This is a genomic window from Streptomyces sp. NPDC060205 (assembly GCF_042728395.1).
GTDB lineage: Bacteria > Actinomycetota > Actinomycetes > Streptomycetales > Streptomycetaceae > Streptomyces.
Genome location: NZ_JBHWZP010000171.1, coordinates 1 through 19,972 on the forward strand (window position 1 = coordinate 1; position 19,972 = coordinate 19,972).

Below are 19,972 nucleotides of genomic sequence, written 5' to 3' on the forward strand. Positions count from 1 at the left end.
GGTGCGGAGGAGCCGGCCGAGGGGCCCGGGTGCGGGCTCTTCAGGCTCTCAGGAGGCGGGGCACTCCTTCCAGGCCAGGTGGTAGATGGTGCTGAGTTCACCGTCCGTGGAGTCCATGGTCATGAAGCTGGTGCTGCTGGGAGCCGATGTGCCCGCGCTGACGCGGATCTCGGTGTTGATGTTGAAGTTCCGCTGGACACCGCAGGGCGCCCAGACCAGTTGGGCCCATTCCGTGGTGTCCGTGGCCTGCCAGTTGTCGTCGTAGGGGCCTTTGAAGGGGTGTGTGATGGAGGCCGTGTTCGACGAGCCCTGGAAGTAGTACGAGGCCTTCTCGGTGCTGGTCGCCCCCGCCTTGAGCGAGGCGAAGCCGCGGTAGTCCGCGCTGGCGATGGCGTACGTGAATCCTCCCGGCACGGCGACTACCAGGTTGAGCTGGCAGTTCTTGCGGAACGCGGTGGGATCGGAGTTGCCTCCGACCTGGGCGAGGTAGTCGCTGTAGGTGACCGTGAAGGCGGTGTTGTCCGGGGACACGGCGACGGCGGCGGTGCCCTGGGGACAGCCGGAGCCGTTCACGGTGGCGACGTTGATGACGATCTTGTCCGGGGGCGGGTCGACGATCACGCTCGACGGGTTGTGCGCGGGCAGTGCGGTGGCGAACAGAGCGGCGACAGCGCCGCTCAGCAGCAGTCCACCGGTCATGGTGCTCCCATCCGTTGCGTCGGTGTTCCGGCGGCGGGGAGCGTGCCCCGCCGCGAAATGGGGGGTGCGGCCTCCACGTACGGGGGCCGTCGCGGACCAGGTGCTTGGGATCAGGCGGTCAGGCGGAAAGCGGTGGAACGACAGCGCGCATGGGTGGACATGGACATGTCAATCAATCAACTACACGTCCGTCACTCGGAGGCGCACCGGGACCCGACCCTGTGAAGGTTCAATGAAGGCGCTGTGAAGGCCGGGAGCGATCGCATCGTACGTAGCCCGACCGGGACGGGCCAGGGCGAACTCCGGCCATTTGTGCCCGGCCGTCGACAGGACCGGCCGTCGGCAGGTCCGCCGACGGCCGTCGGCGCATCGGACCGGTCAGCCCTCGTACTCCGTCAGGTCGATCGTGTACAGCCGGAGGTCGTGTCCGTGGACCGGGTCCTGCACTGCACCCTCCATCGTCATGCCGAGCTTCTCCAGTACGTTCGCGGAGGCGCTGTCGCCCGGGCGGGGCGCGGCCACGACCCGGTCGATGCCACGGTCCTGGAGGGCGAACTCAAGCGCGGCGTGGGCGGCCTCGGAGGCGTACCCCTGCCCCCAGTAGACCCGCCCGAGCCGCCAGGTGAGGGCGATCCGGTCCGCGATCTCGGGCGGGGAGTCGGCGACGTACAGGCCGACGGCTCCGGCGAGTTCGCCCGAGCCGAGGAGTTCGACGGCGAACACCCCGAACCCCTCGTCGTCCCACTCCTCCTCCCACGCCTCGATGTCCTCCGCGGTCTCCTCCAGGGACCGCGGCCGGCCGTCGCCGATCCACTGCATCACCGTGGGGTCGGCGTGGATCTCGGACAGGGGCACGAGGTCGTCGTCCCGCCAGCGGCGCAGCAGCAGGCGGGGGGTACGGATGTCGTTCATGCCCCCATCCTGTCGACACACGGGCTGAGCGCGAAATCCGCACCCGCGGTTCTACCGCGTGAGCCAGATGATCAGGGCGATGACGATCGCGGCCAGCAGCAGTACGGCCGGGAGGGCTCGTTTCAGGACCGCGCCCCGGGCCACGCTCATCAGGTTCAGGGGCTGCACCGCCGCGGGGGCGGGCGGCGGGGACGCAGGGCGGACCCCGTTCGCCACGGTGGCGTCGGGGGCGGCAGCGGCCGGTACCGCGGCCTCCGCGCCGGGGGCCGGGCCGGTGTCCGCCCCCACCGTGGCCGGTCCGGGCGCGGCCACAGGCGACGGCGCCTGTGCCTGTGCCGGGGATTCGCCTGGGCCTGCCTCGGGCCGCTCCCGGCGCCTCTCCGCCGCCAGCTGCCCCTCCAGGTTGTCGACGAACTGGGCCAGCAGCCGTCCGCTGATCTCCTCGATCATCCCTTTGCCGAACTGCGCGACCCGGCCCGTGATCGTGAGGCGGGTGTCCACCGTGACCCGCGTCCCGGCGCCGTCCGGGACCAGGCGGGCGGTGACGCGGGCGTCGGCGTTGCCCTGCCCCCGGGTGTCACGGCCGCGCGCGTGCAGCACCGCCGTACGCCCCGCCTCGTCCTTCTCCTCGAAGGAGACGACCCCCTTGTACTGGACGGTCATGGGTCCGACCTTGACCTTCACGACCCCGTTGTACGCGTCGCCGTCCACGCCGGTGAGCTGGGCGCCCGGCATACAGGGAGCGATCCGCTCCACGTCGGTCAGCAGGTCCCAGGCCTCGTCGGGCGGCAGGTTCACTCGGAACTCGTTGGTGAAGTCCATGACGGACACACGATGGGCGCGGCCCGCCCGACCGTCAACGCGCTCTTCAGCCTTTGCTTAAGACGCCGGGTGGCCCCGGCCGGCGGGCACGGCGGACGTCAGCTCCAGATCGTGACGTGGACCGGCGGACGGAACTCGTTCATGGGCACCCCGTTGGACCGCGTCAGCACCGCCTGTGTCGCGGCCGGTGTCGTCACGAAGCGGCAGAGCGCGGCGGCCGTCGTCGAGCGGCGTTCACCGGTGAGCGCGCTCGCGTACAGCATGCCGCTCAGCCGGGCGCCCGTGACGTCGAGCCGGACCAGCGACCCGCGCCGCAGGTCGTCGCGTACGACATGCAGGAAGGCGACCGACAGTCCGGCTCCGGCCGCCACCGCGTTGAGCGAGGCCGTGACGCTGGGGAAGGCCTTCGCGCCGGTCGCCTCGACTCCGATGTGGGCGAGGAAGGCGCCGGACAGCGTGTCCGGGTCGAGCCCGGCCGGGCCCAGCAGCCAGGGCTCGTGGGCCAGTTGGGCCGGGCCGAGCCGTTGCCGGTGTCTCAGCGGATGGTCCGGGGCGGCGACGACGGCCAGCTGGAAGCGCAGGAACGGTATCGACTCGACGCCCGGGGCCTGATGCGGCGCAGGCCCGATCGTGACGTCGGCGCGCCGGTCGCGGAGCAGGTCGCCGAAGACCGCCACGGGCACGGCTAGCGTCTCCACGTCCAGGTCGGGCTGCCGGCGCCCGAAGGACGTCAGCAGCGCGGGCAGTACCTGCTCGGCACCGGCCTCGGTGGACGCCACCCGCAGATGGGCGGTGCCGGAACTCGCCTGGCGGACCCGGTGCCGGGTCTCCTCGGCGAGACCGACGATCTCGGCGGCACCCGCGGCCAGCCTGCTGCCGCCCGGGGTGAGGCTGATCCCGCCGGCGGCCCGGATGAAGAGCACATCGCCCAGTTCGCGCCGGAGGACGGCGACCGCTCCGGAGACGGCGGCCTCGGTGACTCCGAGCGACTGGGCCGCGCCTTTCACGGAACCCAGTCGGGCCACCGTGACGAATGCGCGCAGCTGAGTCAGCGTCATGTCCGCCATTACAGCGGCTGTTCGGCCGGTAGGACCCGTTCCGTCGCCGGCCGACTTAAGCATTCGCTTGAGTCGCCGTTGACCGGCCCGTACGACCGCGCGATGGTTCCCCCGGACCGACCGCCGGACCCGCGGGGCACCGGCCCGGTCCTCAAGGGGAGGGAGCGTGCCGTGCAGGTACCCGCTTCGTTCGACTACCGGCGTGCGACGAGCGTGGCCGAGGCGCTGGAGCTGCTGCGGCGCTACGGCGAGGAGGCGCGGGTCGTGGCCGGCGGACACAGTCTGCTGCCCATGATGAAGCTGCGCCTCGCCGGACCCGAACTGCTCGTCGACATCAACGACCTGCACGAACTCGACCACATCGAACAGGTCGGTGACGAGTTGCGGATCGGCGCGCTGACCCGGCACCGCACCCTCCTGGAGTCACCGCTGGTCGGCCGGTGCTTCCCCATCGTCCACGACGCGGAGAAGGTGATCGCCGACCCGCCGGTCCGCAACCGGGGCACGATCGGCGGCTCCCTGTGCCAGGCGGATCCCTCGGAGGACCTGTCCGCGGTGTGCGGGGCGCTGCACGCGCGGGTGGTGATCCGCGGGGAGGGCGGCGAACGGGTCGTGCCCATGGCCGACTTCCACCAGGGCCCGTACGAGACCGCGGTGGGCGTCGGCGAGATGCTGGTCCAGGTGCGGATCCCGGTCCTGCCGGGGGCGGGCAGCGCGTACGAGAAGGTCGAGCGCAAGTCGGGCGACTGGGCCGTCGCCGCCGCCGGGGTCGCGCTGACCCTGCGCGAGGGGCGGATCGCCGACGCGGGCGTGGGTCTTGCGGCGGTGGGCGCGGGCGCCCTGAACCTCGACGCGGTGCAGGAGCTGCTGAACGGCGGCGAACCGTCCGAGGCGCTGTACGAGGAGGCGGGCCGGCTGGCCTCCGTGAACTGTTCGCCGGTCACCGACGGCCGGGGCAGCGCCGAGTACAAGCGGCATCTGGCCGGCGAACTCACCAGGCGGGCCCTGCGGCGGTCCGTCGCAAGGGCACGGACCGCCCAGGGCACCACAGGGGAGGCGTGAGACGTATGCGGATCACCGTCAACGTCAACGGTGAGGACCGGACCCGGGAGGTCGAACCCCGCCATCTGCTCGTGCGCTTCCTCCGCGACGACCTGGAGCTGACGGGCACGCACTGGGGGTGCGACACCAGCAACTGCGGCACCTGTGTGGTGCTGATGGACGGCGAGCCCGTGAAGAGCTGCACGGTGCTCGCGGTGATGGCGGCCGGCCATGAGATCCGTACGGTCGAGGATCTGGCGGACGGCGACCGGCTGGACCCCGTGCAGCAGGGGTTCATCGAGCAGCACGGTCTGCAGTGCGGGTTCTGCACGCCGGGCATGATGCTGACCGGCCGGGCGCTCCTGGACCGCAATCCGGACCCGTCCGACCAGGAGATCCGGGAGGCCATCTCCGGCCAGCTGTGCCGGTGCACCGGCTATCTGAACATCGTCAGGTCCATCCGGTGGGCGGCCCGGGAACAGGCCACCGCCACCGCCCCGGAAGCCACGACCACACCAACAGCAACAGCAACGGGGAGCCAGGCATGACCGCCGTCGACGAACCCCCGGCGACACCGCGGGAGCAGGAACAGGAGCAGGGTCAGGAACACGGCCAGGCGCCCGAGCGGCCCATCGGCTTCGGCCGGATGAAGCGCAAGGAGGACCCCCGCTTCGTCCGCGGCAGGGGCCGTTATGTCGACGACATCCAGCTGCCCGGCATGCTGCACGGCGCGGTCCTGCGCAGCCCGTTCGCGCACGCCCGCATCCTCTCCGTGGACACGTCCGCCGCCGAGGCGCACCCCAAGGTCACAGCGGTCATCACCGGTGAGACCCTGGCCGGTCTGGGCCTGGCCTGGATGCCGACCCTGTCGATGGACACCCAGGCCGTGCTCGCCACCGACAAGGTCCGCTTCCAGGGCCAGGAGGTCGCGTTCGTCGTCGCCGAGGACCACTACGCGGCGCGTGACGCGATCGAGCTGATCGACGTCGAGTACGAGCCGCTGGACCCGGTCGTCAACGCCCGGCACGCCCTCGCGCCCGAGGCTCCCGTCATCCGGGACGACCTGGAGGGGCGTACGGACAACCACGTCTTCGACTGGGAGGCGGGCGACAGCGCGGCCACCGAGGAGGTGTTCGCGCGGGCCGACGTCGTCGTGGAGCAGACCATGCTCTATCCGCGGGTCCACCCCGCGCCGCTGGAGACCTGCGGGGCGGTCGCCTCGATGGATCCGGTCGACGGCAAGCTCACGCTCTACTCCACCTCCCAGGCCCCGCACGCCCACCGCACGCTGTACGCGATGGTGGCCGGGATCCCCGAGCACAAGATCCGGGTGGTGGCCCCCGACATCGGCGGCGGTTTCGGCAACAAGGTCGGCATCTATCCGGGGTACGTCTGCGCGATCGTGGGATCGATCGTCACCGGGCGGCCCGTGAAGTGGATGGAGGACCGCTCCGAGAACCTGATGAGCACGTCCTTCGCCCGCGACTACCACATGGCCGGCGAGATCGCGGCGACGCGCGAGGGGAGGATCCTGGGGGTCCGGGTCAAGGTCCTCGCCGACCACGGCGCCTTCAACTCCACGGCGCAGCCCACCAAGTACCCGGCGGGCTTCTTCCACATCTTCACCGGCTCGTACGACATCGAGGCCGCGCACTGCCGGGTCACGGGCGTCTACACGAACAAGGCGCCCGGCGGGGTCGCGTACGCCTGCTCGTTCCGGGTCACCGAGGCGGTCTATCTCATCGAGCGCCTGGTGGACTGCCTCGCCGACGAACTGGGCGCGGATCCGGCCGAGTTGAGGATGCGCAATCTGCTGCGGCCGGAGCAGTTCCCGTACGAGAACAAGACCGGCTGGACGTACGACTCCGGTGACTACCCCGCCTGTCTGCGCAAGGCCATGGATCTCGCGGGGTACGAGGAGCTGCGCAAGGAGCAGAGCGAGAAGCGGGCGCGGGGCGAACTCATGGGCGTCGGGCTCGCGTTCTTCACCGAGACGGTCGGCGCCGGGCCCCGCAAGCACATGGACATCCTCGGTCTCGGCATGGCGGACGGCTGCGAACTGCGCGTCCATCCGACGGGCAAGGCGGTCGTCCGGCTGAGCGTGCAGACGCAAGGGCAGGGCCACGAGACGACGTTCGCGCAGATCGTCGCGGAGGAGCTGGGCATCCCGCCCGAGGACATCGACGTCGTGCACGGCGACACCGACCGGACGCCCTTCGGCCTGGGCACGTACGGCAGCCGCTCCACGCCGGTGTCGGGGGCCGCGGCGGCCGTGGTGGCGCGCAAGGTGCGGGACAAGGCGCGGATCGTCGCGGGCGCCATGCTGGAGGTCGCCCCCGACGATCTCTCCTGGACGAAGGGCCGCTGGTCGGTCAAGGGCGATCCCTCGATGACCAGGACCATCCAGGAGATCGCGCTCGCCGCGCACGGTTCGCTGGAGCTGCCGGACGGCGTCGAGGGCCATCTGGAGGCGACGACCGTCTACAACCCGCCCGAGATGACGTACCCGTTCGGCGCGTACGTCTGCGTGGTCGACGTCGATCCCGGCACGGGCTCGGTGAAGGTGCGGCGGTTCGTGGCGGTGGACGACTGCGGGACCCGTATCAACCCGATGATCATCGAAGGCCAGGTGCACGGAGGTCTCGCCGACGGCATCGGCATGGCGCTGATGGAGATCATCGGTTTCGACGAGGACGGCAACTGTTTGTCCGGGTCCTTCATGGACTATCTGCTGCCGACCGCGCTGGAGGTGCCCGCCTGGGAGCTGGACCACACCGTGACGCCGTCGCCGCACCATCCGTTCGGGGCGAAGGGCATCGGCGAGTCCGCGACCGTCGGTTCACCGCCGGCCGTCGTCAACGCGGTCCTCGACGCCATCGGTGTACGCCATGCCGACATGCCGCTGACCCCGAGCCGGGTGTGGCAGGCGCTGCAGGGCGGCGAGGTGGAGGCACCGCAATGAGCCGCGTCGTCCCCGTCGTGCCCGTCGCGCCGCCGCGGGCCGGGCCGCTCGAAGCACGCATGGCCGAACTGACGGGCCGGCGGGTGCCGTTCGTGAAGGCCACCGTCGTGCGCGCCCGCCGCCCCGCGAGCGCCCGCCCCGGCGACACCGCGCTGGTCCTCGCCGACGGCAGGATCGAGGGTTTCGTCGGCGGGGTCTGCGCGGAGGCCACGGTACGGGTCCAGGCCTTGCGGACCCTGCGCGACGGCGAGTCCCTGCTGCTGCGCATCTCGCCCGAGGAGACGGCCGACGGCACCGGGGAACCGGTCGTCGAGGAGGGCGCGGTCAGTGTCCGCAATCCGTGTCTGTCCGGCGGTGAACTGGAGATCTTCCTCGAACCGCTGCGGCCCGCGCCCCGCGTGCTGGTGTTCGGCGACTCCCCCATCGCACGGTCCCTGCTCGACTTCGGACCGGCGCTCGGCTACGCGATCTCGTCGGTGTCCGGTGCCGACGCGCTCGGCACCCCGGGCGCCGGGGCACCGGCCGGGCCCCACGCCGTGGTGATCGCCTCGCACGGCCGCGACGAGGAACGGGCCCTGCTGTCGGCGGTACGGGCCGGGGTGCCGTACGTGGGTCTGGTGGCCAGTCCCCGGCGCGGGGCGGCGGTCCTGGCCGGGCTCGCCCACGAGCTGGACGAGGAGCAGCGGGCCCGCGTCCGCACTCCGGCGGGCCTGTGGATCGGGGCCCGTACACCGGGCGAGATCGCGGTGTCGATCCTGGCGGAGGTGATCCAGGCGGTGCGCTCGCCGACGGCCGCGGCGGAAGAGGTCCGGGTGGGCGCCCCGGTGACGGTGACGGCCACCGATCCGGTCTGCGGGATGGAGGTCGCCGGTTCGGCGGGCACCACCCCGTACTCGGACGCGGGCGGCGCGGGCCGGCAGTGGTTCTGCTGTCCCTCCTGCCGGGAGGCGTACGAGAAGGACCCCGCCCGGTACGCGACGGCGCGGGCGGCGGCGCAGACGGAGGCCGGGGCTTCGTGAGCGAGTACGTCGAGCGCGCCCTCCCCGCTGTCGGGAGTCTGCGCACCGCCCTGGACGCGCTGGGCTATCTCGCCGACGACGGCCTGGTCACCGCCCTCTTCCTGGCGCTGCGCCTCCCCCAGCCGCTGCTGCTCGAAGGCGAGGCGGGCGTCGGCAAGACCGAGGCGGCGAAGTCGGTGGCGGCGATCCTGGGCAGCCCGCTGATCCGGCTGCAGTGCTACGACGGCCTGGACGCGGCCGAGGCGCTGTACGAGTGGAACCATCCCCGCCAGTTGCTCGGCATCCGGCTCGCCGAGGCACGGCACGAACAGATCGGCGAGGACGACCTGTTCAGCGAGGCGTATCTGCTGCGCCGGCCCGTGCTCGCCGCGCTCAGCCATCCCGGCCCGGCGCCCGCCGTCCTGCTCATCGACGAGATCGACCGCGCCGACGACGACTTCGAGGCGTTCCTGCTGGAGGTGCTCGCCGAGGCCGCCGTCACCATTCCGGAGCTGGGCACCGTACGGGCCAAGGTGCCGCCCGTCGTGCTGCTCACCTCCAACCGCACGCGTGACCTGCATGACGCGCTCAAACGCCGGTGTCTGTACCACTGGATCGACTATCCGCCGACCGAGCGGCTCATCGAGATCGTGCGCCGCCGGGTGCCCGGCACGTCCCGCGAGCTGGCGGTCGCGGTGGCGGCGGCCGTACGGCGGCTGCGGGCGCTGGAGCTGCAGAAGGCGCCGGGGATCGCCGAGACCATCGACTGGATCTCCGCGCTGAGGCTGCTCGGTGTGGACGTCCTGGACGCGCGGGCCGCCGGGAGCACCCTCGGCTCGCTGCTCAAGTACCGGGAGGACCAGGAGTCGGTGCGCGAACGCGGGGCGGACTGGCTGGTCGCGGGCCCTCGGGCGTGACAGCGGTGGACGTTCCGCCCTTCGACCGGGCCGAGTTCGGCGTCCGGCTGAGCGCGGAACTGCGCCGGGCCGGGGTGGCGGTGACACCGGAGCGGTCGGTGCGGTTCCTGCAGGCGCTGCGTCTGCTGCCGCCGGTGGACCGGGCGGCGCTGTACTGGGCGGCGCGGCTGGCCTTCGTGACGGGGCGCGAGCAGATCGGTGCGTTCGACCGGGTCTTCGGCACCGTCTTCGGTGGCCTTCCGCGGTCGGTGTCGCTGTCCGTGCGCCAGGACCGGGGGCGGCCGGAGGCGAGGGTCGAGCCGGAGCCCGTGGGCGGGCGGGCCGCGGTGCCGCCCGGGGCCGCTCCGGACGCCGTCGCCGCGCCTCTGCCGGGCGGCGCCCTCGTGGTGCAGGACCGCGACCGCGGCCGGAGAGCGGGCCGGGACCGGCGGACCGAGGCGCTGCCCTCCGTGGGCAGTGCGGCCGAGGTCCTCGGGCACAAGGACTTCGCCGCTCTCGACGCCGGTGAACTGGCCGAGGCGGAGCGGCTGCTCGCCCTGTTGGCGCTGCGGACGCCGTTGCGCCGCGGACGCCGCCAGGAGACCGGCGGGCGGGGGCGCCGCATCGATCTGCGCCGCACCCTGCGCGCCGGACAGCGCACGGGGGGCGAGGTGCTGTCCCTGGCACGCAGCCGTGACCGGCTGCGGCGGCGACGGCTGGTGCTGCTGTGCGACGTCTCCCGCTCGATGGAACCGTACACCCGCGCCTACCTGCGGCTCTTTCCGCGTGCCGCGGCCTGTGGCGCGGCGGAGGCGTTCGTCTTCGCGACCCGCCTCACCCGGCTCACACCGGTGCTGCGGGACACCGGTCCGGCCGGTGTGGACGCGGCGCTGCACCGGGTGGGTGGCGCGGCGTCCGACTGGTCGGGCGGCACCCGGATCGGTCATGCGCTGGCCGAGTTCACCAACCGGTACGGCCGCCGGGGCATGGCGCGCGGGGCGGTGGTGGTGATCTTCTCCGACGGGTGGGAAGGAGAGGATCCCGGTGCGGTCGGGCGCGAGATGTCCCGTCTCGCGCGGCTCGCCCATCGGATCGTCTGGGTCAACCCGCGCAGGGCGGCGCCCGGTTACACCCCGCGCACCGGCGGGATGGCCGCCGCCCTCCCGCACTGCGACGCGTTCGTGAGCGGACACAGCCTCACGGCACTCACCGAGGTGATCGAGGCGATCGCGGACGACGGGGGCCGGCGGGCCCGCCGACGGTGAGCCGCGCCGCCGCCGTCCCACCGGTCCGCCCCGGACTTCCCGGGTTCAGGGTTTGCGTGCGACGCCGCCGAGCGCGATCACTTCGCCGGAGAAGGGGGCCGCCTCAGGGTCGGGGCGCCAGTCGTCGATGGGGACCACACCGGGGGCGAGCAGCTCCAGCCCCTCGAAGAAACCGGCCAGTTGCCGCGGACTGCGCAGATGGTATGGTGCCGCGCCGCTCTCGTTGTAGAGACGGGTGGCGTCCGCGTTGGCCTTGTTGGTGTCCACGCTGTCGTTGAAGGCGAAGTAGCTGCCGGAGGGGAGCGCCGCCATCAGCGCGGCGACGATGCGGCGTGCTTCCTCGTAGTCGGTGATGTGTCCGCTGACCTGCATCAGCGTCAGTGCGACCGGCTGTTCGAGGTCGAGGGTCCTCGACGCTTCCCGCAGGACGGTCGCGGGGTCGTGCAGGTCGGCGTCGACGTAGTCCGTCGCCCCCTCGGGGCTGCTGGTCAGCAGGACCCGGGCGTGGGTGAGGACCAAGGGGTCGTTGTCCACGTAGACGACGCGCGCCTCGGGGGCCACCCGCTGGGCGATCTCGTGGGTGTTGTCGACCGTCGGCAGGCCGGTGCCGATGTCGAGGAACTGCCGGATCCCGGCCTCGCCGGCCAGGTGGCGCACGGCCCTGCCGAGGAAGGCCCGGGAGCCGCGGGCGAGGTCGGTGATGCCGCCGAAGACCTCGCGGAACGCGTCTCCCGCCGCATGGTCGACGGGGTAGTTGTCCTTGCCGCCGAGCCAGTAGTTCCAGATCCGGGCCGAATGCGGCACCGTCGAGTCGATCTTCGCTAACGCCGCTGTGTCGGGAGCGGACGAGTCCTGGGTCACCGGCAACCTCCTTGAGGGCACACACCGTTGGTCGTGGAGTATGTCAGTGCTGCGCGCCCGGCGGACCTGTCCCGTACGGCAGGCCGTCGATCGGCAGGTGTCCCTCGATCAGTGCCAGGCCCAGCGGGGTCAGGGTGTGCCGTGCGGTGTCGGCGCCCCGGTGCGTGGCGATCAGACCGGTGCTCCGCAGGACGGCGGTGTGTTCGCCCGCCGACACCGGCGACATGCCGAGCCGGCGGGCGATGTCTTCCCCGGTCGTTCCGCCGGACAGGGCGATCTCCTCCAGCACGGACGCCCGGTCCTGTCCCAGCAGCCGGGCCAGCGCCGACCGGCCCGGCCGTTCGGGTCCGGTGAGCAGGTGCAGGCCGCGGTTGGCCGGATAGACGAGGACCGGTGTCAGCTCCTCGTCCAGCAGGGTGATGGGCCTTCGCCAGCAGAAGTACGAGGGAATCAGGCGCAGTCCCCTGCCCCGCAGACGGAGCTGCTGGTCGAGCGGGTAGTCCACCGTCAGCACGGGGGCCTCCCAGCGGGCCGACGGGCCGAGACCGCCGAGCAGTCCCTCGGCTCCGCCGTCCAGGAAGTCGCGGGCGCGCAGGGCCCGTTCGGCCTCGGTCGCCGCACGGATGCGGTCCCAGCGGCGGGCGAGCACCCGGTCGTGGTAGCGGTGCAGGGCGCTGCCGAGCCGGCCGAGGGTCTCCGCGTCGCCCTCCGCCAGCAGCCGTGTCCAGGAGGGTGTGCGGCGCCGGACGGCGAACTGTGCGAGGTCGGCCCGCAGCTGCCTGCGGCCGGTGCTGAGCACGGCGTCGACGACGGAACGCACGTCGGGGGCACCGGCGGGGGTGAGGAAGTCGGGCGAGTAGCCGAGGGGCGGCGCCAGCGCGAGCAGCATGCGTGCCGAGGGGTCGAGGCGGCTGAGCGTCTCGGACTTCCACGGGCCGAAGACCACGTGATCGGCCGGGCCGCCGAGGGCGTGCAGGCTCAGCAGGATCTCCCAGGCCGGGTCCGGCTCCTGGGCGATGCGGATCCGGCTCAGATCCGCCGTGGAGAAATGTATGTGGAGCACGGATGATCCCCCCGAGTCACGGAGCTCCTGGCGCGGAAGCAGGATCTCACGGCCGCCGCGCGCCCCGGGGTGTCGGTCGTGCACGGTCCGATCACGAACTCAATGAACGCAATGATCAAGCCATGGGTTTTCGCCGCGCCTCTCCTTAGCATCGGCCCCGTCGCGCAACGGTGCGCCAGGAGAGGGAGAGCACGTCATGGACAGGAAGCGGCCGAACACGTCGGAGCTGCGGGGCGGGTCCGGTTTTCTCCGGCGCCGCCGGGCGGCGGTGGCCGCCGGTCTCGCGGGAATCCTCCTCGGCACGCTCTCCGGGCCGGCCTCCGCGACGACGGCCACGGCCGCGAGCGCGCCAGCGGCCGTGGAGTGCCCGGCGAACCTCGCGGGCAAGGCCACCTGCTACACCGGCAGGGACGCCGACGGCGCCTACTACGCGATGGCCGTCCCGAAGAACTGGAACAGGTCCCTCGTCGTGCACGCGCACGGCGGGCCCGACCTCGGCGCGGAGTCCGACCCGGAGCGCAGCACGGGTGACCTGGAGCGCTGGTCGGTGATGGTGGACGAGGGCTACGCGTGGGCCGGCTCGTCGTACCGCCGCGGTGGGTACGGGACCCGGATGGCGGCAGCCGACACGGAGAAGGTGCGCCGGCTGTTCGTCGAGGAGTTCGGCGAGCCGAAGCGGACGTATGTGCACGGTCAGTCCTGGGGTGGCGATGTCGCCGCGAAGGTCGTGGAGACGTACGGCGCGGGCAGGCGCGGTCCGTACGACGGGGCGCTGCTGACCAACGGTGTCCTCGGCGGCGGGTCGCGCGGCTACGACTACCGCGTGGATCTGCGCGTGGTCTACCAGTACTACTGCCGGAACCATCCTCGTCCCACCGAGGTCCAGTACCCGCTGTGGGAGGGGCTGCGGGAGGGCTCGACGATGACGTCCGCCGGGCTCGGCGCCCGGCTGCAGGAGTGCACGGGCTTCGAGTCCGCGCCGCAGGAGCGGACCGCCGTGCAGCAGCGCAACCTGGACGACATCCTCGGCGTCACGGGAGTGCCCGAGCGCACGCTGGAGTCGCATCTGCGGTTCGCGACCTTCACGTTCCGCGACATCGTGCACAACCGGCTCGGCGGCCGCAATCCGTTCGGCAACCAGGGGGTGCGCTACTCCGGGTCCCATGACGACAAGGCGCTCAACGCGGGCGTCGAACGCTTCTCCGCCGACCCCACCGCCGTACGCGACCTGTCGTACGACAGTGACCTGACGGGCAAGGTCGACATCCCGGTGCTCACGCTCCACGCGATCGACGATCCGACGGCGTTCGTCGAGCACGAGTCGGCGTACCGGGACAGCCTGCGTGGCGCCGGCCGGGAGCGGAACCTCGTGCAGACGTTCTCGCGGGAGAGCGAGCACAGCGGGCTGAGCGACTCCGAGTACGCCAACTCGATCGCCGCGCTGGACTCCTGGGTGCGCACCGGCCGGAAGCCGACGCCGAAGTCGGTCGCGGCCACCTGCCCCGCCTTCGATGCCGACCACGGCACCGGCTGCTTCTACGACCCGGACTTCCGGCCCGGTTCGTACGCCTCGAAGGTCAACGCCCGTCCGGGCGGGCTGCGGTGGCCGGCCATGACGTCCGGCCAGGAGAAGGCCTGGAGCCGGATCGACGGTGTGGGCATCGCTCCCTGAGCAACCTGTCCTGCGTGCCGGGCCGCGTTCCATCGGCCCGGCGCGCACTTTTTTCGGTGGGTTGCCCGGTCAGCCAGTCGGTCAATCGGTCAGTCGGTCGGCAGCGGTTCCAGACGGCCGTCAAGCCATTCCTGCCACTGCTTCGCGCGTGGAGCCGGGCCCGCCTCCATGGGCCGCCCCTCCCAGCCGGCCACCGGACGGATTCCGTGCAGGGCGTTCACCAGCCACACCTCGCGGCCGGCCAGCTGGTCCAGGGTTCGTTCGCGGTGGGCCAGCTGGATCCCGCTGCGCAGGGCGTGCTCCTGGACGAGGCCCGTGGTGACACCGGACAGGATCGGCAGCTGCGGCGGGGGCAGACACAGGACGTCGTCCTCCCACCACAGGACGCTGGAGGTGGCCGCCTCCAGCACCACGCCGGACGGGGCGATCAGCACCGCCTCCTGCGCGCCCTGGCCGGCGGCCCGCTGCCGGACCCGGGCCAGGACGTCCAGGTCAGGCCCCTTGCGGCGGGGCACGGTACGCGGATCGGGCTGGCCGGCCGCCCACACCCGCACATCAGGGGCGAGCGGCGGGGCGTGCCTCAGGAGCAGTCTCAGCTGGAGGGAGCCGGCCACCAGCTCGACGCGCGGGAACCAGGATCCCGTGCGGGGCAGCGCCGCCGTCATGTCCCGCCAGAACTCGGTCAGTTGTGGGAGAGAGGGCCCTCCGCAGTCGCCGCAGGCCCGCAGGAACCGCTCCCGGTGCCGGTCGAGGCCGCGCACCTGTCCGTCCCTGAGCAGCCAGGAGTCCGCGACCAGCAGCTGTGTGTCGGCGGCGAGCCCCGCGATCAGCCCGCGTCCGGGCACCCACGCCAACAGTCCTTCTGCGGTTGCCGGTTGTGTCATCAAAGAATCTCTCCTCTCAGTACAACCGTCAGTACGTCCGCCGACGCGTCCGGATTCATCTCCGGCGCGTCCGCATGATCAGTGCTTCCGGCCGGCACGCGCCGATGAGCCGTGTCCGGGGCCATGAGGAGCATGCTCCAGCCAGGCCCCGCACCGGCCACCGGCCACCGGCCACCGGCCACCGGCCACCGGCCACCGGCCACCGGCCACCGGCCACCGGCCACCGGCCACCGGCCACCGGCCACCGAGTATGGGCTACCGCAACCGCGGCGCCCCCGCGCTGTCCCGTACCACGAGTCGTGTCGGCACCAGTGTCGTGCCGTGTTCCGGGGTGTCCTGGCCCATCTGCCGCAGTACGCCCTCGACGCAGCGGCGTCCGACCTCGGCGAAGTCCTGGTGGACGGTGGTCAGGGGTGGCAGGAAGGAGCCCGCCTCGGGGATGTCGTCGAAGCCGATGACGCTGACGTCGTCGGGCACGTACCGGCCCCGTTCGTGCAGCGCCCGCAGCAGGCCCAGCGCCATCTGGTCGTTGGCGGCGAACACGGCGGTGCAGTCCGGCTGTTCGGCCAGTTCGAGGCCGGCCCGGTAGCCGGACTCGGCCGACCAGTCGCCCCGTACGAGCGGGGGCGTGGCGCGGCCCGCGCCGGTGAGTTCGGCGCGCCAGGCGTCGGCGCGGCGCTGGGCGGCGAAGGACTCCTCGGGGCCCGCCAGGTGCCAGACCGTCTCGTGGCCGAGGTCCAGCAGATACCGCACGGCGTCCCGGCTGCCGCCCGCCTGGTCGGTGTCGACGACGGTGTACCGGTCACCCGCGTCCGAGTCGGCCACCACGACCTTGATGTGGGGCGGCAGAGAGAGGGTCACCGCGTCGAGGAGGTGGACCTCCAGGATGACGATGACGGCGTCGACGGCCAGCTCCCCCAGCCGGGAGAACGCGCCGCGCACCTCGTCCTGGGTGGGCACGGCGACGGGCAGCAGCGTCACGGCGTAGCCCTCGTGCGCGGCGGAGGTCGCGATGGCCTCAAGGGTGCGGACGTTACCGGTGGTCGACAGGCCGAAGGTGATCACGCCTATGGTGCGGAACTCGCCACGCTTGAGCGCACGGGCGGCGCTGTTGGGCCGGTAGCCCAGCTCGCGCATGGCCTCCAGCACCTGCCGGCGCGTCTCCTCGTTCACGCCCGCGTAACCGTTGGAGACCCGCGAGACGGTCTGCGAGGAGACGCCCGCCAGCCTGGCCACGTCCGCCATGGAGGCGCTCGCCGTCCGGCGGGAAGCCCGTTTCCTGGTGCGCGCCGCGGCCTGCGGCCTGCTCGCCGAGGCGCTGTCCGCTGTGTCCACCCGTCCCCCTCGTCGTTGAGAACCGTAGTTTCCTCAAATGACCCTTGACCACCGTCAACGGGGCAGTGTAGACATGCCGCCATCAGATGTTTACGTAAACATAACAGGCCACGGGCCTTCGAGGGCCTTCGTGTTTACGCAAACATCATCGGCGCAGGACGCCGGGTTTTCGCGAGAGGGACGAGCGAGGAACGACATGACGACGCTACAACCGCCGGCGGCCGCCAAGCCGCGCAAGTCACGGCCTCCGGCACAGGGTGACCGCCGTTCCTGGACGGGGTGGGGTTTCATCGGTCCCTTCGTGGCCGTGTTCGCCCTCGTCTTCCTGGCACCGATCGCGTACTCGATCTATCTCAGCCTGTTCCGGGACCAGTTGATCGGCGGCACGCAGTTCGTCGGCTTCGACAACTACCAGCAGGCGCTGCAGGACGAACGGTTCTGGGACTCGCTCGGCCGGGTCTCGCTCTTCCTCGCCGTCCAGGTGCCGATCATGCTCTTCATCGGCCTGCTGATCGCCCTCGCGCTGGACAGCGGCCGGCTCTACGGCACGGACTTCTTCCGCATCACGATCTTCCTGCCGTACGCCGTGCCCGCCGTGGTCGCCACCCTGATGTGGGGCTTCATGTACGGCACCAAGTACGGGCTGGTCGGTGACATCAACAGCGCGTTCGGTGTCACCCTGCCCGACCCGCTCTCCAGCGACCTGGTGCTGGCCTCCATCGGCAACATCGTGACCTGGGAGTTCATCGGCTACAACATGCTGATCTTCTACTCCGCGCTGAAGGTCATCCCGAACTCCCTCTACGAGGCCGCGGAGATCGACGGCGCCGGACAGTTCCGGGTCATCACCGCCATCAAGCTCCCCGCGATCCGCGGCGCCCTCGTGATCGCGACGATCTTCTCGATCATCGGCAGCTTCCAGCTCTTCAACGAGCCGAGCATCCTGCGGCCGCTGGCCCGCAACGCCATCACGACCGACTTCACCCCGAACTTCTACACGTACTCGCTGTCCTTCAACGGCCAGCAGCACAACTACTCCGCGGCGGTCGCCATCATCATGGGGCTGATCACCATGGTCATCGCCTACGTCGTGCAGCTTCGCGGCATGCGCAAGGGAGCGTGACCAGCAATGAGCAGCATGAGCGGCACGAGCAGTTCCGCCACCTCCGCCTCCCCGTCCGCATCCGCCGCGGCCACCGGTACGACCAAGGCCGTGCCCCGGCTGCGCAAGCGCCGTGAGCACTCCGCGGGGCGCCCGAGGCGCAGCGTCCTGCTGACCGTGCTGACCGGTCTGATCCTGGTGTACACCGTGGTTCCGCTGCTGTGGCTGGTGATCAGCGCGACCAAGACCCAGGAGGGGCTCGCCGACTCGTCCGGACTGTGGTTCGCCGACGACTTCGCCCTCTGGTCCAACATCCACGACACGTTCACGTACCACGACGGCATCTTCGTCCGCTGGCTGCTGAACACCTTGCTGTACGTCGGACTCGGGGCGGGCGGCGCCACCTTCCTGGCGATCCTCGGCGGGTACGCGCTGGCCAAGTTCAACTTCCCCGGCAAGCGCGAGGTGTTCGCCGTGGTCATCGGTGCCGTCGCCGTGCCGGGCACCGCGCTCGCGGTGCCGACCTTCCTGATGTTCAGCAAGATGGGACTGACCGACACCCCGTGGGCGGTCATCATCCCCTCACTGGTCTCGCCCTTCGGTCTGTATCTGATGTGGGTCTTCGCCACCGAGGCGATCCCCGTCGAACTGCTGGAGGCCGCGCGGATCGACGGGGCGGGCGAGGCGCGCACCTTCTTCACGGTCGCCCTGCCGCTGCTCGCTCCGGGCATCGTGACCGTCCTGCTCTTCACCACGGTCGCGACCTGGAACAACTACTTCCTGCCGCTGATCATGCTGAAGGACCCGGACTGGTACCCGCTGACCCTGGGTCTGGACGCCTGGAACAACCAGGCGCAGACGATCGGCGGAGACGTGATCTTCAACCTGGTGATCACCGGTTCGCTGCTCACCATCGTGCCGCTGATCGCCGCGTTCCTGCTGCTGCAGAAGTACTGGCAGTCCGGCCTCGCCGCCGGAAGCGTCAAGGAATGACGCACCACTCACAGGCCACCACCCCCCAGAGCCGCTTTTCCACCCTCACCCTGTCCCGCCCACGAAGAAGTGGAAGCACCTCCATGCGCAGAACGACCAGCCGCCTGATGCGCGGCCTCGCCGTCCTCTCCGTCCTCGCCCTGGGCGCGACCGCCTGCGGTGGCTCCGACGACGACAGCTCCGGCTCGAAGCCGGTCTCCGCCGGTGACATCCAGGCGGCCCTCAAGAAGGGCGGCTCGGTCACGGTCTGGGCCTGGGAGCCCACGCTGAAGACGGTCGCCGCCGACTTCCAGAAGAAGTACCCCAAGGTCAAGATCAACCTCGTCGCCGAGCGGTCGGGCGACAAGCACTACACCGCGCTGTCGAACGCCATCTCGGCCGAGAAGGGTGTTCCCGACGTCGCGCAGGTCGAGTACTTCGCGCTGGGGCAGTACGCCCTCACCAAGGGGCTCAGCGACCTGGCCCCGTACGGCGCCGACAAGCTGAAGTCCAAGTACACCGCCGGCCCGTGGAACGCCGTGACCCAGGGCAGTGACAAGGTCTGGGGCCTGCCCATGGACTCGGGACCCATGGCGCTCTACTACAACAAGAAGATCTTCGACAAGTTCAAGATCGCGGTGCCGACCACCTGGGACGAGTACCTCGACGCGGCCCGCAAGCTGCACAAGGCCGACCCGAAGGTCTACATCGCCAACGACGCGGGCGACGCGGGTCTCACCACCAGCCTCCTGTGGCAGGCCGGCTCGCGCCCCTACAAGGTCGACGGCACCAAGGTGTCGGTGAACTTCGACGACGCGGGCGCCAAGAAGTACACGGACATCTGGCAGAAGCTGATCGACGAGAAGCTCGTCGCGCCGATCAACGGCTGGACCGACGACTGGTACAAGGGCCTGGGCGACGGCACCCTCGCCACCCTGCCCAGCGGTGCCTGGATGCCCGCCAACTTCGTCACCGGCGTCCCGAACGCCGCCGGTGACTGGCGCGCGGCGCCCATGCCTGCCTGGACCAAGGGCGACAAGGCGAGCGCGGAGAACGGCGGCAGCTCGCTGACCGTGCCCGAGCTGGGCAAGAACAAGGAACTCGCCTACGCCTTCGTCGAGTACGCCAACTCCGGCGCCGGTGTGCAGAGCCGCGTCAAGGAGGGCGCCTTCCCGGCGACCAACGCGGAGCTCCAGGCGGACTCGTTCCTCAACACCGAGTTCGAGTACTTCGGCGGCCAGAAGGCCAACGAGATCTTCGCGGACTCCGCCGCCAACGTCGCGGACGACTGGTCGTACCTGCCCTTCCAGCAGTACGCCAACTCGATCTTCAACGACACGGTCGGCAAGGCCTACGTCGGCAACACCAAGCTCACCGACGGCCTGAAGTCCTGGCAGGACGCCTCCGTCAAGTACGGCAAGGAGCAGGGC

The 19,972-nt window shown here is 71.2% G+C and carries 18 protein-coding genes; 10 read left to right on the forward strand and 8 right to left on the reverse strand.

From position 1 onward, the window contains the following. Positions 1-48: 48 nt before the first annotated feature. The 4 genes from ACFWGJ_RS26655 to ACFWGJ_RS26670 all read right to left on the reverse strand — a co-directional run bounded on the left by ACFWGJ_RS26655 (position 49) and on the right by ACFWGJ_RS26670 (position 3,491). Positions 49-699 carry a DUF4360 domain-containing protein gene (locus tag ACFWGJ_RS26655; RefSeq protein WP_387329210.1) on the reverse strand — a complete coding sequence of 217 codons (651 nt, stop codon included), beginning with the start codon at positions 697-699 and terminating at the stop codon, positions 49-51. A 378-nt stretch (positions 700-1,077) separates the two neighbouring features. Beyond that, positions 1,078-1,611 (reverse strand): GNAT family N-acetyltransferase, encoded by a 534-nt coding sequence (locus tag ACFWGJ_RS26660; protein ID WP_387329213.1) that lies wholly within the window; start codon positions 1,609-1,611, stop codon positions 1,078-1,080. 51 nt (positions 1,612-1,662) lie between these two features. Further along, complete coding sequence (locus tag ACFWGJ_RS26665) at positions 1,663-2,433, reverse strand: SRPBCC family protein (protein WP_387329216.1); 771 nt, start codon at positions 2,431-2,433, stop codon at positions 1,663-1,665. A 98-nt stretch (positions 2,434-2,531) separates the two neighbouring features. After that, entirely contained in the window at positions 2,532-3,491 is a 960-nt protein-coding gene (locus tag ACFWGJ_RS26670) for a LysR family transcriptional regulator (RefSeq protein WP_387329218.1), read from the reverse strand. Positions 3,492-3,662: 171 nt separating this feature from the next. Here ACFWGJ_RS26670 and ACFWGJ_RS26675 point away from each other — a divergent pair, with 171 nt between their 5' ends. From ACFWGJ_RS26675 to ACFWGJ_RS26700, 6 genes are read left to right on the forward strand one after another with little or no spacing between them, the layout of a single operon-like run. Continuing rightward, positions 3,663-4,553 carry an FAD binding domain-containing protein gene (locus ACFWGJ_RS26675; RefSeq protein WP_387329220.1) on the forward strand — a complete coding sequence of 297 codons (891 nt, stop codon included), beginning with the start codon at positions 3,663-3,665 and terminating at the stop codon, positions 4,551-4,553. A gap of 5 nt (positions 4,554-4,558) precedes the next feature. Beyond that, positions 4,559-5,080: a (2Fe-2S)-binding protein gene (locus ACFWGJ_RS26680; RefSeq protein WP_387329223.1), complete on the forward strand. Its 522-nt coding sequence runs from the start codon at positions 4,559-4,561 to the stop codon at positions 5,078-5,080. Beyond that, a complete protein-coding gene (locus ACFWGJ_RS26685; RefSeq protein WP_387329226.1) occupies positions 5,077-7,494 on the forward strand; it encodes an aerobic carbon-monoxide dehydrogenase large subunit in 2,418 nt (805 codons plus the stop codon). The genes ACFWGJ_RS26680 and ACFWGJ_RS26685 overlap by 4 nt, the downstream gene beginning before the upstream one ends. After that, positions 7,491-8,513, forward strand: coding sequence for an XdhC family protein (locus ACFWGJ_RS26690; protein ID WP_387329229.1), 1,023 nt, complete (start codon positions 7,491-7,493; stop codon positions 8,511-8,513). The genes ACFWGJ_RS26685 and ACFWGJ_RS26690 overlap by 4 nt, the downstream gene beginning before the upstream one ends. Then, positions 8,510-9,409 carry an AAA family ATPase gene (locus ACFWGJ_RS26695; protein WP_387329231.1) on the forward strand — a complete coding sequence of 300 codons (900 nt, stop codon included), beginning with the start codon at positions 8,510-8,512 and terminating at the stop codon, positions 9,407-9,409. Before ACFWGJ_RS26690 ends, ACFWGJ_RS26695 begins: the two co-directional genes overlap by 4 nt. Positions 9,410-9,414: 5 nt before the next feature. Then, complete coding sequence (locus ACFWGJ_RS26700) at positions 9,415-10,653, forward strand: VWA domain-containing protein (RefSeq protein WP_387329233.1); 1,239 nt, start codon at positions 9,415-9,417, stop codon at positions 10,651-10,653. 45 nt (positions 10,654-10,698) lie between these two features. On the opposite strand, the gene ACFWGJ_RS26705 is transcribed toward ACFWGJ_RS26700, so the two are convergent. Both ACFWGJ_RS26705 and ACFWGJ_RS26710 read right to left on the reverse strand, forming a co-directional pair. Further along, positions 10,699-11,514, reverse strand: a complete 816-nt coding sequence (locus tag ACFWGJ_RS26705; RefSeq protein WP_387329236.1) for an SAM-dependent methyltransferase — start codon at positions 11,512-11,514, stop codon at positions 10,699-10,701. A 43-nt stretch (positions 11,515-11,557) separates the two neighbouring features. Beyond that, the gene (locus ACFWGJ_RS26710; protein ID WP_387329239.1) at positions 11,558-12,577 is read right to left on the reverse strand and encodes an ArsR family transcriptional regulator; all 1,020 of its coding nucleotides are present in this window, start codon (positions 12,575-12,577) and stop codon (positions 11,558-11,560) included. 196 nt (positions 12,578-12,773) lie between these two features. Here ACFWGJ_RS26710 and ACFWGJ_RS26715 point away from each other — a divergent pair, with 196 nt between their 5' ends. Continuing rightward, entirely contained in the window at positions 12,774-14,249 is a 1,476-nt protein-coding gene (locus tag ACFWGJ_RS26715; RefSeq protein WP_387329242.1) for a hypothetical protein, read from the forward strand. Between the two features lie 89 nt (positions 14,250-14,338). Here the strand turns inward: ACFWGJ_RS26715 and ACFWGJ_RS26720 are convergent, their stop codons facing one another. Both ACFWGJ_RS26720 and ACFWGJ_RS26725 read right to left on the reverse strand, forming a co-directional pair. Continuing rightward, entirely contained in the window at positions 14,339-15,133 is a 795-nt protein-coding gene (locus tag ACFWGJ_RS26720; RefSeq protein ID WP_387329243.1) for an aminotransferase class IV, read from the reverse strand. 255 nt (positions 15,134-15,388) lie between these two features. Further along, positions 15,389-16,468, reverse strand: coding sequence for a LacI family DNA-binding transcriptional regulator (locus tag ACFWGJ_RS26725; RefSeq protein WP_387329245.1), 1,080 nt, complete (start codon positions 16,466-16,468; stop codon positions 15,389-15,391). Positions 16,469-16,664: 196 nt separating this feature from the next. On the opposite strand from ACFWGJ_RS26725, the gene ACFWGJ_RS26730 reads away from it, so the two are divergent. The 3 genes from ACFWGJ_RS26730 to ACFWGJ_RS26740 all read left to right on the forward strand — a co-directional run. Then, positions 16,665-17,591, forward strand: a complete 927-nt coding sequence (locus ACFWGJ_RS26730; RefSeq protein ID WP_107017335.1) for a carbohydrate ABC transporter permease — start codon at positions 16,665-16,667, stop codon at positions 17,589-17,591. Positions 17,592-17,606: 15 nt separating this feature from the next. Next, positions 17,607-18,563 (forward strand): carbohydrate ABC transporter permease, encoded by a 957-nt coding sequence (locus ACFWGJ_RS26735; RefSeq protein ID WP_387329251.1) that lies wholly within the window; start codon positions 17,607-17,609, stop codon positions 18,561-18,563. Positions 18,564-18,646: 83 nt separating this feature from the next. After that, positions 18,647-19,972: ABC transporter substrate-binding protein (locus ACFWGJ_RS26740; RefSeq protein ID WP_387329248.1), on the forward strand; the 1,326-nt coding region annotated here is incomplete at its 3' end.